Source organism: Bacillus sp. FJAT-28004, from assembly GCF_001280845.1.
GTDB lineage: Bacteria > Bacillota > Bacilli > Paenibacillales > Paenibacillaceae > Pristimantibacillus.
Genome location: NZ_LGHP01000001.1, coordinates 5101051 through 5116092, shown reverse-complemented (window position 1 = coordinate 5116092; position 15042 = coordinate 5101051). Strand labels below are relative to the sequence as shown.

Sequence of the window (15042 nt, the reverse complement as noted above, 5' to 3'; positions counted from 1 at the left end):
ATTCACTCGTCTAAAAGTTAAGAGTGCGTTAATGGTGGGTTACATAAGAGCTAAGTCTCTACTGCTACAATTGCACTATAGGGAGGCGATGAAGATGAAAAAACGATCAACGAACATCATTTATGGAATGGCAGTGACTGCAAAGACTGCCTTAGCTGCGGGATCACTTGCTTTGCTGCTAGCGGCTTGCGGAGGAGAAAATACGGAAGTTACCACAAATACGGGAGCTGGGCATACAACGAGTCCCCCCATGGAGACGAACCAGACACTTATGCCAGACGACCTGCCAAAGGCGCTGCTGGACGGCAACTTCAAGGAAATTTATGCCCGTTTTAATCAGCCTTTGAAAGATGCGGTAAGCGAAGCAGATTTAGAAAAGACGGGAAAAGAGTTTACAAAGGGGATCCGCACATTGGAGAAGTCTTCTTCTATGCTGCTCAATGGTTACGACCGGCGCACATGGGTGAATGATTCAGGAAATAAGGGACTGGTCGGAATGTTTGATCCTGACGGGGTCATAACAGCAATCCAAGTTCAGGAACTAACCTCTACGCCTGAAACCGATAAGAAGCTGAGCAAGCATGAATACGCTTTACCTTTTGAGGGCGAATGGTATGTATTTTGGGGCGGAGAGAATGTACTTGTGAATTATCACTATGAATTAGAGATTCAGCGATACGCCTATGATTTTATCCAAGCAAAGGATCATTTCTCCTACAAAGGTGATCCGCTCAAAAATGAAAGCTATTATGCCTTCGGGAAAGAAATTATTGCTCCTGCGGACGGTACCGTCGTATCGGTAGTGAATGATATTATAGATAACGAGCCTGTTGGGGTCATGAATCCAAATCAGCCAACTGGGAATATCGTTGTCATTGATCACGGAGGAGAATACAGCCATTTGGCTCATCTTAAGAAAGGCTCTACTACAGTAAATCCGGGGGATAAGGTCAAGAAAGGCGATGTTATTGGTCTGACGGGCAATTCGGGCAATAGCAGTGAGCCCCATCTGCATTTTCAGCTATCAGATGGAGCTGATTTATTCACCGCGCGTTCTATCAATGTGAAGTGGGAGAACGCCTTGAAGCCGATTCAAGGCGAAACGATTAACTCTGCTCATTAAACTTACACTGGAGGCACAATTATGATTGAATGGATTCAACAAGCAGATGGGATATGGGCCTATATTGTATTATTTTTACTTGCAGCAGCGCCTTGGCTGGATGTTTTTCTTGTCGTGCCTCTGGGCATCGTTGCAGGATTGTCGCCAATTGCGGTTGCGGTTATCGGTTTTGCAGGTAACTTTCTCTTGGTATTGCTTCTTGGCCTATTTTTCAAAAAATTTTCGAATTGGAGAAACAATCGAAGGTTAAAGAAGGGTATTACCACGTCATCCAAAAAAGAGACCCGAGCTAGACAAATTTGGGAGCGATATGGCCTTCCCGGACTCGCCCTGCTGGCTCCCCTTATTGTTGGTACGGACATCGCAGCTTTATTTGCCTTGTCGTTTGGTTCGTCGCGGATACGCGTCATGAAATGGATGGCGGTCAGCCTTGCCGTATGGACAATTGCGATGGCGCTCGGTTCCGTTTATGGCTTCGGTTATATGAAATTGATTTAATAGCTAGAAACGAGAAAACATGCTCTCTCGATGCTATATGCATCAACAGGCAAGAAAAAAGGTTATCTTACAATGGTGTTTTCACCTTTGTAAGATAACCCGAGTAGGTTAGCGTCCAGTAATCCAGCAAGCTACGCTTCTTCTTTCTTCAGCTCCTCCAAAAATGGCTGAAGCTCCGGTCTAGCAGCCGGTTCCTTTAAATCAAGACTTCGCAAAGCGTCCACGGCGATTCGAAGCACCGCATAATTGCGATACCAACGATTATCGGAAGGGACGACATACCATGGCGCCGCTTTACTGCATTTTTCAAACAGCTCCTCATAAAGCTCGCCATATTGTTTCCATGACTTGCGCTCCTTTAAATCGGACGGGTCGAACTTCCAATTTTTGCTCGGATCTTCGATCCGACTTATAAGCTTCTCCAGCTGGAACTGCTTCGATATGTGTAAAAAGATTTTGACCACCTTCACCCTGCTGTCCGCTAAAAGAGCCTCAAAATGATTGATATGCTTAAACCGCTCCTTCGCTTCCTCGCTCTTTACCGTACCATGAATTCTCGTGATTAAAACTTCCTCATAGTACGAACGGTTAAATACGGCTATCTGGCCAAGGGCAGGTACGGCAACATGTGCTCTCCATAAAAAATCATGTCGCGCTTCCTCCTCTGTTGGCGTCTTAAAGCTATGGGCAGAAATGCCCTGCGGATGAAGTCCGGCAAATACTTTTTTGATTACGCCATCCTTACCGCTGCAGTCCATGCCTTGAAAAACAAACAACACGGCATGTTCTTTGCCGGCGGCAAGCTTTTCTTGCAGCTGCTGCAGCTCTAGCTCAAGCTCCTTCACTGCCTGAACGACTTCATCTTTGTTATAAAAACGACCCGTATCCTTCGGATCGATGTCCTTCAAATCCACCTTTTTCTTCTCGGGCAGTTTGTAGCTTTTGGACATTTCCTCACAGCCTCTCTAGCCTTTATTTACTTATTAGTATCCCACCAGCACCTCTCCTAAACAAGCAACTGGTCGCTATTTTGGCACACCAGAGCGAGAAGAAGCAGAACAAAGCGGACCACACGAAGGCAGGTACACCGGTTACGTCGCTTAAACCAGCCGCGTCCCCAGCTGATGCCGGCTCCGTAATCGCAAGATAGAGCAACACAAATGGACTAATGATCGATTCCACCAAACAAATAAAAGCAATTAGCAAATAATAACCGTTACGAAGCCAGCTTGGGGCAGCAAAATAAATAAGAATCGTCAACGCCATAAAGCCAGCACTCCAAGCCATACCGTAACCATTTCGAACAAAAAGCGCGAGCGCCACTCCTGCTGCTATCGCAACTATCGCTAATCCGAAACGACCTTTTCCTTTAGCATGCAGAAAAAAAAGCAGCAGCGAAAACAGGGCGGAGCCCGTATAGCCGGCAAGCGCAATCGGGATTAGCATCCAGCTGTCCGTATAGGAGGTATAGGTCACTCCACTTTGATCAGCGTACAAATAAATATGCAGAACACTTCCCTTGAGCAGCAAAGCTGCCAGCGCATGAGCAAGCTCGTGGACTAATGTATTCACATTTTGAAAAAATGCCGAGAACGGAATGAACCTTGTCAAAAAAGTAGTAACGATAATAATAACCGCCAAACGCAACCAAGAAAACATACTTTAGCCTCCAAATCCTATGCCGCTATTTTAACTCCTCTTACGTATGAGAAAGATTTATTTTTCAAATGATATTAAATCGGGTAAGAATAAGAATAAACGTGAGAGGAGAGATATTATGGGACATTATATCGAGGTTGAGAAAAAAGTTAAACTATATGTTGAGGATATCGGCTCCGGAATCCCCGTCATCTTCTTGCATGGCTGGCCGCTGAACCACAAAATGTTTGAAGCTCAGTTCACCCTGCTATCCGAGCAGGGATATCGCTGTATCGGAATAGATCAACGCGGCTTCGGCAAATCCAGTGCGCCTGCAGCTGGTTATCATTATGACCGGCTTGCAGATGACGTAAGGGCCGTCATTGATTATTTGAAATTGGATCAAGCCTATCTAGTTGGTTTCTCCGTAGGAGGAGCAATCGCCGTCCGCTATATGGCGCGCCATGGAGGCTACGGCATTCGTAAGCTCGCGCTTCTAGGAGCGGCCGCTCCTTCGTTCACTCAGCGAGACGACTACCTGCATGGCATGACGCAAGAGGAAGCCAATGAGCAAATAGCAGCGATCAAAAAAGACCGTCCGCAGCTGCTTCGTGATTTCGGTGAGAAATTTCTTGCAGATCGTAAGCCAAACACCATCAGTCAACCATTTAAAGATTGGCTGCAGCTGCAAGGTTTAGAGGCATCAGCTTGGGGGATGGTTCATACGTTCGAATCGCTGCGTGATGAGGACTTGCGGAAAGATATGATACAAATCAAAACCGCTACGACCATTTTCCAAGGCATGCTGGATCAAATATGTCCACCAGAATTCGCCAAGCAGCTGCTGGGCGGCATTGACGGCTCCACGCTCGTAACGTTTGAGCAAAGCGGCCATGGCATGCTGTTTGATGAACCGGCTAGGTTTAATCATGAGCTGCTCGAATTTTTGAAATAACAAGCCCAAAGGAGCCGGAATGATCGGCTCCTTTGGGCTTGTTATGGAGCTAAGTTTCAGCTTGCTCTATCCGGTATTTATTTAATAAATGGTGAAAGCGCTGAAAATCGCTTGAAAGAACTTTTATTTTTCTTTTGATCCTAAGCTTACGTTTGTGATCTTTCTCTTCCAGCATAAACTGATCAATATTTTTATCCAGCTTCTCCCGAAGCGTAAGGATAATGCCGATCGCAATATGCGAGCGCTCCATCTCCTGTAAATCCGCAGCCAGGGCTTCGCCAAGATGCTCCATTGTTTGCTTTTGAATATGCAATGATTTATCGATTACGATATGATCGGGTGTAAAGTCCTCACGAAACTCCTGGCCGGGAACCTCATCCCAAAACATATTCCATTCCTCTAACTGTCCAACCTCGAATAATAAATATTTATGAAAACCGCATAACCATGCCGTACAACTGGTATTTCGCAGTTGACAGCCTACACCATCGAGCAGATTGCGGCAATCGTTGCAGCATGATCCGCTGTTTGCTATGCAAACCTTGCAAATATGATCCGCTCCCCATTGCTGTAAAACCGTCATGCCGTTTTCAATAAGGCTTGTCCTGCTCACAGCAGAAGGCGGTTGAATAAGAGGACTGTCTGCTTGATCTGTATGTCTACCCTGCTTCAAATCTGGCATTCAAGCACGCTCTCCTTCCTTACTAAACGTAAATATACTGAAAAGTATACCCTACTTGCAGCACGAAGACCAAGTTAGCTCCTACAAAATATGCAGCTAGATAACAAATAGGACTGTCCCCGATCCACTTGGATCTATAGAGACAGCCCTATCCATTTGCAATTTCAAACTACCAAGCGTTTACGCCAAGCTTAACAATCGTTTCGCGGATGAAAGCTGGCTCGTCCGCTGGCGTTCGTGACGTAACAAAATTGCGATCAACGACAACCTCTTTGTCGACAAAATGCCCTCCTGCTGCTTCAATGTCTGCCGATAGAGCAGGATAAGCTGTTAATGTACGTCCCTTCAGCAGGCCAGCTGCCTCTAAAATTTGCGGACCATGGCATATTGCCGCAATCGTTATGCCAGCTTGATCGGCCTTTTGAACAAAGGCTTGCACATCCGCATTGCCCATGAGATGAGAAGGTGATTTCCCGCCAGGGATAATGATAGCGTCGTAATCATCAGCGTTGGCTTCTTCAATGGCTAGATGTGAAGTATACGTGATTGTCCCCTGTTTTCCTTTCAACTCGTCATTGCTCTTCAAGCTAATAATAACGGGGTCATGACCGTTCTTCACCATTTCATCGTAGGGATTTTTCATTTCGGAATCTTCGAAGTCGTCAGCTAGCAGAAATGCGACCTTTTTCAATGGTGTCATATTTTGCACACTCCTCTCATGATTCAAGCCATGATTTACTTTACCCTATTTAGATGAATTTGAAGCAGATTAACGAGTATAACCTGCAGGTATGCGTTCAAGGAGACGATCACCGTAAACATCGCCTAGCTTCAACTCGGGAATATGAATATAGCCGATGTAGCAGCCGCATTTCTTCATCGTACAAGGACGCTCGGATGCTAGACCCTCTAACCCATCTCGATAGAGATGGCCAATGACCTTACGATCGCTATAGCAGCGTTTGACGATACCTGCACCCTGCACATAAAACACATTCAAGCCCGCGCCGCACGGTTTGCCTATGCTATCGTAATCAGGCACGTTCAGCAGGAAATGAGGATCAATTTCCGATAAATAAACGATCTCATCCTCTGTATAATATGGTTTCCGATCCTTGAAGGCGTTGACCCAAAGGTATACATCCTCAGGCAGCAGCTGCCGCAGCTGCTTAATGGCTTCGAAAGCGGATCGTATCCCTACTGAACCCACACTAAAGGGAATACCTTGCTCATACAATTTCGTGCACTGGCTTAAAAAAGCGGCTTGACTCGTTTGCCCAGGGTGATAAGTCACCCAAAAAGCTACCTTGCCCTGATCTAGTTGGTTCGTCCAATCAAGCTTGACGGATAAGTTGGTCTGAATGGCTACCTTCTCGATATGCGCCATGTGAGACAACTCTACCATGGCCTCACGATACCACCGATGCACTAGTCCCTCGCCATAAGGGTTAAAGAAAATCGAGAGCTGATGCCCAGAAGCGCCTTGCTCCCGGACCCATTCCATGAACGCGTGCAGCTGCTGCTTATCCTTCGCAAGCGTCGCTTTGCTATCCTTTGTCTTGCTGAACGGACAATACGGACAGTCATAATTGCATGATGACAACGCGCCGCGGTAATACAGAACCGCCTTCATCGGATGACATACCCGTTCATAAGTTCTCTTACATCGCTCGAAATAAACTCGTCTCCAATCGCATCCGAATAAGCCATGCCTTGCGTCGTCAGCCGAAGGGTGCCATCCACCAGCTCAGCTAATTCCAAACGGATCAGCACCTGCAAATCAGGATGATCCGCTAGCGCATCACTCCCGAATCGCTCCTCGTATGCGAATAAGCTCAGACCCTCGCGGTGCAGCAGCGCCTTCAAAACAAATCTGCGCTTCTGCTCAGCTTCATTCAGAATAAAGCCGTAATCCGCCGTATCATAACGCTCGGCAGCGACATACTCTTCAATAATACTGCGCGTTGCCGCTGCACTCACACCGTATCGCGATGCATAATGTACATCGCGGGTATAGGAGCGAGCTCCGCAGCCAAGGCCTGCCATTCCTTCCTCCTGACAGCTGAAGGGCAGCACTTTTTTATGAGTAAAGGATATATCCCTAGCAAAACGCCTCATCGAAAACTGTTTATAACCTGCAGACTCAAGACGCTCGCGGGCAATATGATACAGCTCCAATCGAATATCCTCACCTGCACTGCGCATCTGTTCGGGCTTTAGTATTGTGTTCTCGCGCGTATAAAGCGGATATATAAAAATCTCGCCAGGACCATAGCTTATTGCCTTCTCAAGTGAGTACAGCCATGTTTCCGCTGTTTGACCAGGCAAGCCGTAAATAAGATCTACATTCACGAGTGGAAAAGAATAAGACATCAGCGTATCCAGCGCTTCTTCCGCGAGCCGCGGCTTCTGTGGACGATATATGGCTGATGCTTCCTCTTCAACGAAACTTTGAATGCCCATACTGATCCGGTCAACGAGCCGCCCCTTAAGCACATGCATACGGTCAGCCGTTACCGTTTCCGGCGATGTTTCTACCGATATCGACGCCTTCATCGGATCGAGTCCCATCGTATTCTCTGCAATATCGAATAGACGGTTCAACAAGGAGGCTTCCAGCAATGTTGGTGTTCCTCCGCCAATCGCGAATCGTGAAAATGTTTTGTCTTTAAACCAAGGCGCCCACTGCTCAGCCTGCCGCTGCATCGCATCGATATACTGCTCATGGACATTCAACCTGCGATCGGGCAGCGTGAACAAATTGCAGAAACCGCAGCGAGCTCCGCAAAAAGGAATATGCATGTACAAAAAATAATAATCGGTTTGATCCCGCTCCCACATCTCCTTGAGCGACTGTGCAGGCTGCAAATCACGGTAAGCCGTCTTATGTGGATAGGAGTACAAATAGGAACGATATGGAGCCTCCATCCAGCGCAGCTCCTGCTCCTTAAGCTTCGGAAAAGATGGTAGCGAAGATGATTTTTGCAAGTTGTTTCTCCTCCTTATTCCAATAAAAACTCGCGATACGGTACATTCCAGACAACTTCGTGAGCCAATCGATGCCCTTCAAAGCCGTCCTCGCCGTAAGCCGTTCCATGATCGGAAAACGCGAGACATAATGTTTTTCCTCTGCGCAGCATGGCATCGAACAATGGACCAAGCTGACTATCCACATAGCGAAGCGCGGCACGCTGTGTTTCCACAGAATCCCTTTTAGCGCCCTCTACAAAATAATGATTAGGTCCATGCATGGCGGAAATATTCATGAACAGAAACAGCTTCTCAGCGGGATCAGAATGCTCCAGCAGCTTAAGCGCGTGATTCACCTGATGTTCCGTCGAACGCGGATTCGTCACCCCGAAAGTCATCCTCCAATAGCTTTCTTGAAAATAACTAGGCAAAACCTTGGCAAGCTTATTCTTTTTCGTAAAAAAAATGACGCCTCCGATGCAGATCGTCCGGTAGCCCGCCTCCTGCAAGCCGGATACGAGATCCGGAGCGTCAAATAACCATGTATGAGGGTGCGTCTTAAGCCCCGTATTTTTCGTATGAAACAATCTGATATGAGAAGCTTTGTCCGTGTTCGCAGGAGTTGGCAGAAAACCTCCAAAAAAAGCATGATGGGCAGCATAAGTAAAGCTGCCCGGTGAATGCCGCTTCTCCCAGCCTCCGCTTGCGCAAAGGTTCGGACAATTCTCTTCCTCAAGCTTCGCTACATCATAACGCAGCGTATCGAGCGTAATCATCAGTATATCGTGAGAACCTACGATTTGGTTCATATCCAGCATTCATATCTATTCCTTTCTGAGCAGCTGCTGCATTTGCCATTCATAGGTGTTCATCCCCTCATACTCGGCGCCGTACAGCAAATCACCAAAAGGATTGATGTCTATCGGATAGGTCATGCCGCTACTTCTTTGAACGAGTACATCTACGCCTGCTGTAGAGCATCCGGGAAAAGCGCGGAGCGCAGCCTCGGCCGTTTGCTGCACCGCTGCCCTCACTTCAGTGGATAGCAGCTGGTCCACGTCCATCCTTCGTTCATTGCGCAGATGCAAATTCGTAATCGGAGTGCTGCTTAAACGAAGCACCGTGTGGCAAGCTTTACCGCCCACAACAAGCTGCCGTACGTCAAACGACTTGCTCTCGAAGCTTTCCTTCTCAATCCATCTTTCAATATGCGCGCCTTCCCTGCATAGCCAATCAATCATTTGCCGAATATCTGAACGTTCTCGGTAACGCCGCAGCTTGCCTTCGTTAAAATAACAAATGCCGCCAGCTCGTTCCTCCATGCCGATCGTCGTAATGGCAAGTTCATCACCTGTACGAGGATTGATTTGATAAGCAATAACACCCGAGGCTCCTGATCCGCAAGCAAGCTTAATAAACAGCCGCCTCATGCCGCTTGCAGCAATCGCCGCTTGCAGCTCATCGTAATTTTTTATGCTTCCCGTTGGGGCTGGCAACGCCGGCATTAATAGGCCATGGCGCGTGAGCAGCTGCCAGCAGCTTCTTTTGTCGAACATATTTGCTACACTTCCTGGCGAGTTTACCCAATGAACGGAAACGCCCGAAGCCTTAACTTCTTGGTGCACAGCGGCTAGAAATCGGCAGTAGCCGCGGTACCACTGTGCCGGATAATAGATTCGACCATGCTCTATAGGCAGCTGTAGCACCTCATCCGCAGATATGGAAATGTTGTGCGGCAGAGAGCCCGCAGACCAGAATAAGTCATCACCGCTTCGGTCAGCCGCACCCCATGCGATTAATTGTCGTTCAACCGCTTGATCCTCGCCCGGCGCATCAAGACGTATAATGACTTTTCCAACCCCCGCAAATTGCCGCAAAATATCCTGAATAAACACCGTTCGCATCAGCAGCTGCTCATAGGAGAGCACGACAGCAGGAGCTAGCCCATGCTTCTTTCTTGCTGCCTGCAAGCCGAATGTTCGTTTGTTAGACGGATTTCCGATTAGTAGATAAGGAGTTTCGGAGCCGCCATCGTTTACATAATGATTCATTATTCGGTAAGGAACGGATAACGCCAATCATCTTCATCCGTTTCCTGCTGATCTGTCACATCAACGGATAGGTTTGATTGCTTCCAGCGCAGCAGCAGCTCATCCGTCATATAGTGGTAGCTTAAGTTAAGATGTTTCAGCTTCTTCACACGCTCGCTTGCAAGCAGTGCCTTACCGCCTTCATCGGTTAACGTACCGTAAGACAGATCAAGTATTTCCAATCGGTCCAAAATAGGCGCATCAGCTATCGCAATCGCGATTTCGTCCTGAATTTCACTATCTTTCAAGCCCAAGTATGTAAGCTTCGGAAATAAATCACCCTTCAAAAGCGGCATTATATCCTCAATTCCACCGTCAAAGCCGTAATCCTCTACGCCCAAATAAAGCTCAAGCTTCTTCAGCTCCGGCAGTTTTGCGCTCGTTATTTCCTCTATTACAGACTTCGGAAGTCCACCACAAATAATGACTAGCTCCTGCAGCTTATCGTGAACAAGCGGCTGCAAGCTTAACTCTTGACTACCCTTGATCGACAATGACTGCAAATTAGGGAATGCCGCAAGCAATGGTGAAAGGTTCGTCTGATTAATCCAAGAAACTTCGCATTCCTCAAAACCCATATCTCCAATAAATAACTTCGTTAAGTTAGGAAAAGAATCTTTATGGCTAATCAAAGTTTCCAAAAAGCTGTCCGGAGAATTTTCATACGCCTGACCCCAATCACCAATCGTTAGTATAGACAGCTGTTCGCCATCCGCGCTTGATGCCAATTTTTCAATTAGACCAGACATTCTTACGCCTTCTTCATACTCGTCATAACCTACCGATAAGCGAATTTCAATCAAGAGTATCCCTCCAATAGTTTCCATGTGAAGCTAGAGTAACATGGACTTTTTCAATGCGTCAATGGTCTCAACGTCATAACTGTACCCTGCTCCAAAAAAAAAATAAGCCGAGCAGCGCCGCATGCGGCGCTTTCAGCCTTTTGTGTTTAGTGAAGTGCTTTACGGAGAATAAATTCAATTAGTCGCCACGGGAACAGCTTTTTCATAACAAAGATCATCTTCGCATCATTTCCGCACACGTAACGAAGCTTTGGACTGCGAGCCCTGCAAATTTTCACAATCGTGTTCGCAACCTGAATCGGGTTAGGCGCATTTTTCTCCGATTTTTTATTAAATTGATTAAAGCGCTCGATCATTTTGCTGTAAGGGGAGTTCAGCTTGGCATGATACACATGCTTGGCTGAGATTCCCGTGTCGTAAGTGCCCGGCTGTACGAGCACAACCGGTATAGAAAATGGCAGCAGCTCAAGCCGCAATGCTTCGCTGAAGCCCTCCACCGCAAACTTAGAAGCTGAGTAAGGACCCGTGTTAGAAAAGCCAATAATGCCTGCGCCGCTGCTGACATTAATAATTTTACCTTGCTTGCGTACTCGCATATGCGGCAGAACCGCTTTCGTAACGGCAACCGTGCCAAAAAAATTGGTATCGAACTGAGCCCGCCAATCTGGCATCGGTACCTCCTCAATGACGCCCATAACAGCATAACCCGCATTATTTACGAGTACGTCAATTCTACCCCATCGCTCCATTACCTGTTCAATGACATCTGCTATATTCCCAGTATCCGTAATATCAAGCCTCATTACTTCAAAATGCTCTAGTACTCCGTTTTCTTTAGCTTTCGCAAGCACGCCTTCTTTTTTCCCCATATCTCTCATCGTTGCAATGACAAAGTAGCCCTCTAGCGCCAAGCGGATCGAAGTCAAAAGCCCAAATCCACTGGATGCTCCAGTAATAATAGCAACGGGCTGATTGATTATTTGTCCGACATTAGCCATCCCAAAACCACCTCTACTTGTATGAAATATGTACAATAACATGTTGCGCTGCGTCTTACTGCTCCACACTAAACTGCTGCTGCACGAGCTTGGCATATAATTCATGACCCTCTAGCAGTTCAGCATGGGAGCCCTGCCCAGAAATTTCACCTTTCTCAAGCACAATAATTTGATCAGCACCACGAATGGTTGAGAGACGATGAGCGATGACTAACGTCGTTCGTGCTTTCATAAGGCTCTGCAGCGCCTCTTGCACCTGCATTTCCGAATCGCTATCCAGATGTGCAGTCGCTTCATCCAGCAGCAATATATCAGGATTTCGCAAAATAGCCCGGGCAATCGCCAGCCGTTGACGCTGGCCTCCTGATAGTTTAACGCCTCTTTCTCCAACCTCTGTCTCATAGCCATCTGGAAGCGATTGAATAAAAGATGTCAAATTCGCCTGCTCCACAGCTTCCATGATTCTAGCCTCGTTCACATCTTCCAGTCCATAGGTGAGATTGTGATGAATCGTGCCTTGCATCATCGGACTATCTTGTGAAACATATGCGATTCGTTTGCGCCAATCCTCCAAAGCCATTCCCTTAATCGGTTCCCCTCCATAGGTTATTACCCCCTCGGTCGGATCATAGAAACGTTCAAGCATCGAGAATAGCGTTGTCTTACCCGTGCCGCTCGGACCTACAAACGCCGTTACTTGTCCCTGCACTACCTGAAACGAGAGCGAATGCAGCAGCGGCCGATCCTCTGAGTATCCAAAGCTTACACGGTCAAATTTGATAAAGGATTTCTGTTCTTTCGTTTGAGGCCCGGCAGTCACAATCTCAGTGCGGGTCTGCTCCTCCTTCTCATTCAGGAGCTCCAAAATCCGTTCAGAAGCGCCCATCGCTTTCTGAAATTGTGTGAAGAACGAAGCCATCTGCGTAAATGGCATGACAATTTGGAACATATACAAAATGATAGCAACCAGCTCTCCGCCCGTTAAAGTGCCTTGCGCTACTCTTACACCGCCATAGCCGATTAAAATAACGAGAATAAGCAGCATGACCGTCATCATTAACGGCGTTACAACAGACATAATTTTTGCTTCCTGCAGCCCAAACTTAAACAATTGCGAGATTCGCTTGCCGCCTTGACGATTTTCTACAGGCTCTGCCAGCGATGCCTTGACAAGCCGAATGTCGGAGAGTACGCGGCCAAGATCCCCTTGAAACCGTGCCGTTTCATCCTGCATCGATTTGGATACTGTGAACATTTTGGTGCCTAGCGGCCATAGAACAAGCAGCGCAGCCGGTACAGCGATCAACATAAGCAGCGTTAGCTTCCAATCAATCAGCAGCAGAAGGGCCACGCCGCCTATAATAGAAACAATTCCGCCTAAAAACGATATCACATGACCGATTATAAAATCTTTAATCACATTCGTATCATTCGTAACACGGCTCATCGTCTCTCCAGAATTGTTGCGATCGAAGAACGGAACAGGCAGCTTCAATACCCGCTCCCAAACCTCGCGCCGCAAGCCTGCAATGACATATTGACCCACATAGGACATCGTATAGACCGAGAAACCTGACATAATTGTCTGGATTAGAAAAACCCCTCCTAGCACGACAAAGGTCATGGTTTGGATGCTGGATTGTGATAACTCCTCCACTAAATTTTTGGTCAATAAAGGAATGAGCAGCGAGAGCAGTGTCTCGCCGAGCCCTAACACAACGGCAACAATAATTAAGATCTTCGCGGGTCTATGCTTCGCGATCAGCTTGAAAAATTGCGAAACGCCAATACTCGCTTGCGGCTTTTCTATTTCTACGTTATTTTTCACCGTTTATCTCCCCTTTGATCGACTTCAAAGCCTCAAGATGATCAAACGTGATGGCTAGAAAGGCTTCCTCATCCTTGGTGAATAAATTTGGAAATAAGACAGGATCAAAGGTAAGTGATGGATCGTTTATAGCGTCCAATTGTGCAAGCTCCTCTTCATTAAATCCACTTAGGATTGGAGCAAGGAGATCCTCTAGAAAAGCTACCAACTTACGTCCAATCTCCAGCACCTCTTCATCCAAAGGCTGCTTTCCTTGCTTATACAGTTCCTTTAGTTCTATGACGTACGCTGTTATCCTGCGCTCAATATCCAGTCTGCTCTCCGGGTCCATCCCCTCCAAAAATATTGCATCTACAAAGGTAGGCGGCATTTGCGATGACAGCCACTCCTTCTGCTGCTGCTCATGCTGAATATTATGAATGAACACGAGCAATGAATCGCTATCAACCTTTCCCGCTCCCTCAACAATTTTCTGCATCCGTCCGATTGTGCTAAGTACACGCTCCAAATGCTCCTGTTTTCTCTGAAGCATCTCGTATTGCGATGCAAGCGAGTGCTGCAAATCCTCTTCCGGCCTCTGCAAATAAGCAGAAATATCCTCCAAGGAGAAGTCCAAATATTTTAAAGTCAAAATCTTTTGCAGCTGAATTAAATCCTGATCCGTATAAAAGCGATGCCCATGCGTATTTCGGCTGGACGGTTTCAGCAATCCCTTGCGATCGTAATAACGGAGCGTTCGCTCAGTAACCTTAGTCAGCTTCGCGAATGCGCCAATGGCATAAGAAGAACTATGATTCATCTGTTCATTCCCCCTCTTGAACAGAGTATAACCCTTGACGTAACGTCAAGGGCAAGAGGGTTAAATGATGAAAGATATATTTTTCTGGAAATATTGTATGAATTATGTCACCCATAATTATTGTAGTCCTCTTCTAATTGAGCCTAAAAATAAATATTCACAATCGATAAACTCATTTATTTTATATCAATTATTCTATTAATTTATTACTTTAATAGAATACAAGCCCTATATCTTATAAAAAATGAAGCTTTACAAAAATCAAGGGTTGTAAATATTGGGAAATTATATATAATCAGTTTGTGACCAAATTGTTACAGTAATATGAACTCAAAGGAGAGAAATAATGGATAATTATCAGCAACCCCCAGTAAACCCAGGTGTACCAGGATATGGTCACCATCAAGAACAGGCAATGTCGCCCGTCATTTCAATTAAAGAGTGGATGCTCACTACACTCATTTTGATCATTCCGATTGTAAATATTATTATGATGTTTGTATGGGCGTTTGGCGAAGGCAACCCAACTAAGAAAAACTATTTTAAAGCGTCGTTGATTTGGGCGGCAATCATTCTTGCTATTTACATCGTTGTTTTTATTATTTTCATTGCTGCAGCAGCTTCAACTTCGATGGGCTAGTCCATTTAAACATAGCAG

General features: G+C 46.4%; 16 protein-coding genes. 4 read left to right on the top strand and 12 right to left on the bottom strand.

Annotated elements, in window-relative coordinates; genetic code table 11:
- The first annotated feature begins 94 nt into the window (after nt 1-94).
- Entirely contained in the window at nt 95-1123 is a 1029-nt protein-coding gene (locus AC787_RS35230) for a peptidoglycan DD-metalloendopeptidase family protein (protein ID WP_063847559.1), read from the top strand.
- Nucleotides 1124-1144: 21 nt separating this feature from the next.
- Nucleotides 1145-1621, top strand: coding sequence for a small multi-drug export protein (locus tag AC787_RS22150; protein ID WP_054026771.1), 477 nt, complete (start codon nt 1145-1147; stop codon nt 1619-1621).
- 131 nt (nt 1622-1752) lie between these two features.
- Here AC787_RS22150 and AC787_RS22145 read toward each other — a convergent pair whose 3' ends face one another.
- Both AC787_RS22145 and AC787_RS22140 read right to left on the bottom strand, forming a co-directional pair.
- Nucleotides 1753-2571, bottom strand: a complete 819-nt coding sequence (locus AC787_RS22145) for a PPK2 family polyphosphate kinase (RefSeq protein WP_054026770.1) — start codon at nt 2569-2571, stop codon at nt 1753-1755.
- Between the two features lie 22 nt (nt 2572-2593).
- The gene (locus AC787_RS22140; RefSeq protein WP_054026769.1) at nt 2594-3280 is read right to left on the bottom strand and encodes a M50 family metallopeptidase; all 687 of its coding nucleotides are present in this window, start codon (nt 3278-3280) and stop codon (nt 2594-2596) included.
- Between the two features lie 118 nt (nt 3281-3398).
- Between AC787_RS22140 and AC787_RS22135 the strand changes: the two genes are divergently transcribed.
- On the top strand, nt 3399-4214 hold the full coding sequence (locus tag AC787_RS22135; protein WP_054026768.1) for an alpha/beta fold hydrolase: 816 nt from the start codon (nt 3399-3401) through the stop codon (nt 4212-4214).
- Between the two features lie 49 nt (nt 4215-4263).
- On the opposite strand, the gene AC787_RS22130 is transcribed toward AC787_RS22135, so the two are convergent.
- From AC787_RS22130 to AC787_RS22085, 10 genes are all read right to left on the bottom strand, one after another.
- Complete coding sequence (locus AC787_RS22130) at nt 4264-4896, bottom strand: hypothetical protein (RefSeq protein ID WP_054026767.1); 633 nt, start codon at nt 4894-4896, stop codon at nt 4264-4266.
- A 169-nt stretch (nt 4897-5065) separates the two neighbouring features.
- Nucleotides 5066-5587 carry a type 1 glutamine amidotransferase domain-containing protein gene (locus AC787_RS22125; RefSeq protein WP_054027204.1) on the bottom strand — a complete coding sequence of 174 codons (522 nt, stop codon included), beginning with the start codon at nt 5585-5587 and terminating at the stop codon, nt 5066-5068.
- A gap of 78 nt (nt 5588-5665) precedes the next feature.
- A complete protein-coding gene (locus AC787_RS22120; protein ID WP_054026766.1) occupies nt 5666-6529 on the bottom strand; it encodes an STM4011 family radical SAM protein in 864 nt (287 codons plus the stop codon).
- Nucleotides 6526-7824 (bottom strand): STM4012 family radical SAM protein, encoded by a 1299-nt coding sequence (locus AC787_RS22115; RefSeq protein ID WP_054027203.1) that lies wholly within the window; start codon nt 7822-7824, stop codon nt 6526-6528. The genes AC787_RS22120 and AC787_RS22115 overlap by 4 nt, the downstream gene beginning before the upstream one ends.
- A 74-nt stretch (nt 7825-7898) precedes the next feature.
- On the bottom strand, nt 7899-8684 hold the full coding sequence (locus AC787_RS22110; protein WP_054026765.1) for an STM4013/SEN3800 family hydrolase: 786 nt from the start codon (nt 8682-8684) through the stop codon (nt 7899-7901).
- Between the two features lie 6 nt (nt 8685-8690).
- Complete coding sequence (locus AC787_RS22105; RefSeq protein ID WP_235561037.1) at nt 8691-9944, bottom strand: STM4014 family protein; 1254 nt, start codon at nt 9942-9944, stop codon at nt 8691-8693.
- Nucleotides 9917-10756: an STM4015 family protein gene (locus tag AC787_RS22100; RefSeq protein WP_200930757.1), complete on the bottom strand. Its 840-nt coding sequence runs from the start codon at nt 10754-10756 to the stop codon at nt 9917-9919. Before AC787_RS22100 ends, AC787_RS22105 begins: the two co-directional genes overlap by 28 nt.
- 149 nt (nt 10757-10905) lie before the next feature.
- Nucleotides 10906-11757, bottom strand: coding sequence for an SDR family oxidoreductase (locus AC787_RS22095; protein WP_054026762.1), 852 nt, complete (start codon nt 11755-11757; stop codon nt 10906-10908).
- Between the two features lie 55 nt (nt 11758-11812).
- Complete coding sequence (locus tag AC787_RS22090; RefSeq protein WP_235561036.1) at nt 11813-13585, bottom strand: ABC transporter ATP-binding protein; 1773 nt, start codon at nt 13583-13585, stop codon at nt 11813-11815.
- On the bottom strand, nt 13575-14384 hold the full coding sequence (locus AC787_RS22085) for a MerR family transcriptional regulator (RefSeq protein WP_054026761.1): 810 nt from the start codon (nt 14382-14384) through the stop codon (nt 13575-13577). Before AC787_RS22085 ends, AC787_RS22090 begins: the two co-directional genes overlap by 11 nt.
- A 346-nt stretch (nt 14385-14730) precedes the next feature.
- Here AC787_RS22085 and AC787_RS22080 point away from each other — a divergent pair, with 346 nt between their 5' ends.
- Nucleotides 14731-15024, top strand: coding sequence for a hypothetical protein (locus AC787_RS22080; protein WP_235561035.1), 294 nt, complete (start codon nt 14731-14733; stop codon nt 15022-15024).
- Nucleotides 15025-15042: the final 18 nt, after the last annotated feature.

Excerpts from the sequence above, each read along its gene's own strand:
- AC787_RS35230 (WP_063847559.1), top strand. The coding sequence starts at position 95 with ATGAAAAAACGATCAACGAACATCATTTATGGAATGGCAGTGACTGCA.
- AC787_RS22150 (WP_054026771.1), top strand. The coding sequence starts at position 1,145 with ATGATTGAATGGATTCAACAAGCAGATGGGATATGGGCCTATATTGTA.
- AC787_RS22145 (WP_054026770.1), bottom strand. The coding sequence starts at position 2,571 with ATGTCCAAAAGCTACAAACTGCCCGAGAAGAAAAAGGTGGATTTGAAG.
- AC787_RS22140 (WP_054026769.1), bottom strand. The coding sequence starts at position 3,280 with ATGTTTTCTTGGTTGCGTTTGGCGGTTATTATTATCGTTACTACTTTT.
- AC787_RS22135 (WP_054026768.1), top strand. The coding sequence starts at position 3,399 with ATGGGACATTATATCGAGGTTGAGAAAAAAGTTAAACTATATGTTGAG.
- AC787_RS22130 (WP_054026767.1), bottom strand. The coding sequence starts at position 4,896 with ATGCCAGATTTGAAGCAGGGTAGACATACAGATCAAGCAGACAGTCCT.
- AC787_RS22120 (WP_054026766.1), bottom strand. The coding sequence starts at position 6,529 with ATGAAGGCGGTTCTGTATTACCGCGGCGCGTTGTCATCATGCAATTAT.
- AC787_RS22115 (WP_054027203.1), bottom strand. The coding sequence starts at position 7,824 with ATGGAGGCTCCATATCGTTCCTATTTGTACTCCTATCCACATAAGACG.
- AC787_RS22110 (WP_054026765.1), bottom strand. The coding sequence starts at position 8,684 with ATGCTGGATATGAACCAAATCGTAGGTTCTCACGATATACTGATGATT.
- AC787_RS22095 (WP_054026762.1), bottom strand. The coding sequence starts at position 11,757 with ATGGCTAATGTCGGACAAATAATCAATCAGCCCGTTGCTATTATTACT.
- AC787_RS22085 (WP_054026761.1), bottom strand. The coding sequence starts at position 14,384 with ATGAATCATAGTTCTTCTTATGCCATTGGCGCATTCGCGAAGCTGACT.
- AC787_RS22080 (WP_235561035.1), top strand. The coding sequence starts at position 14,731 with ATGGATAATTATCAGCAACCCCCAGTAAACCCAGGTGTACCAGGATAT.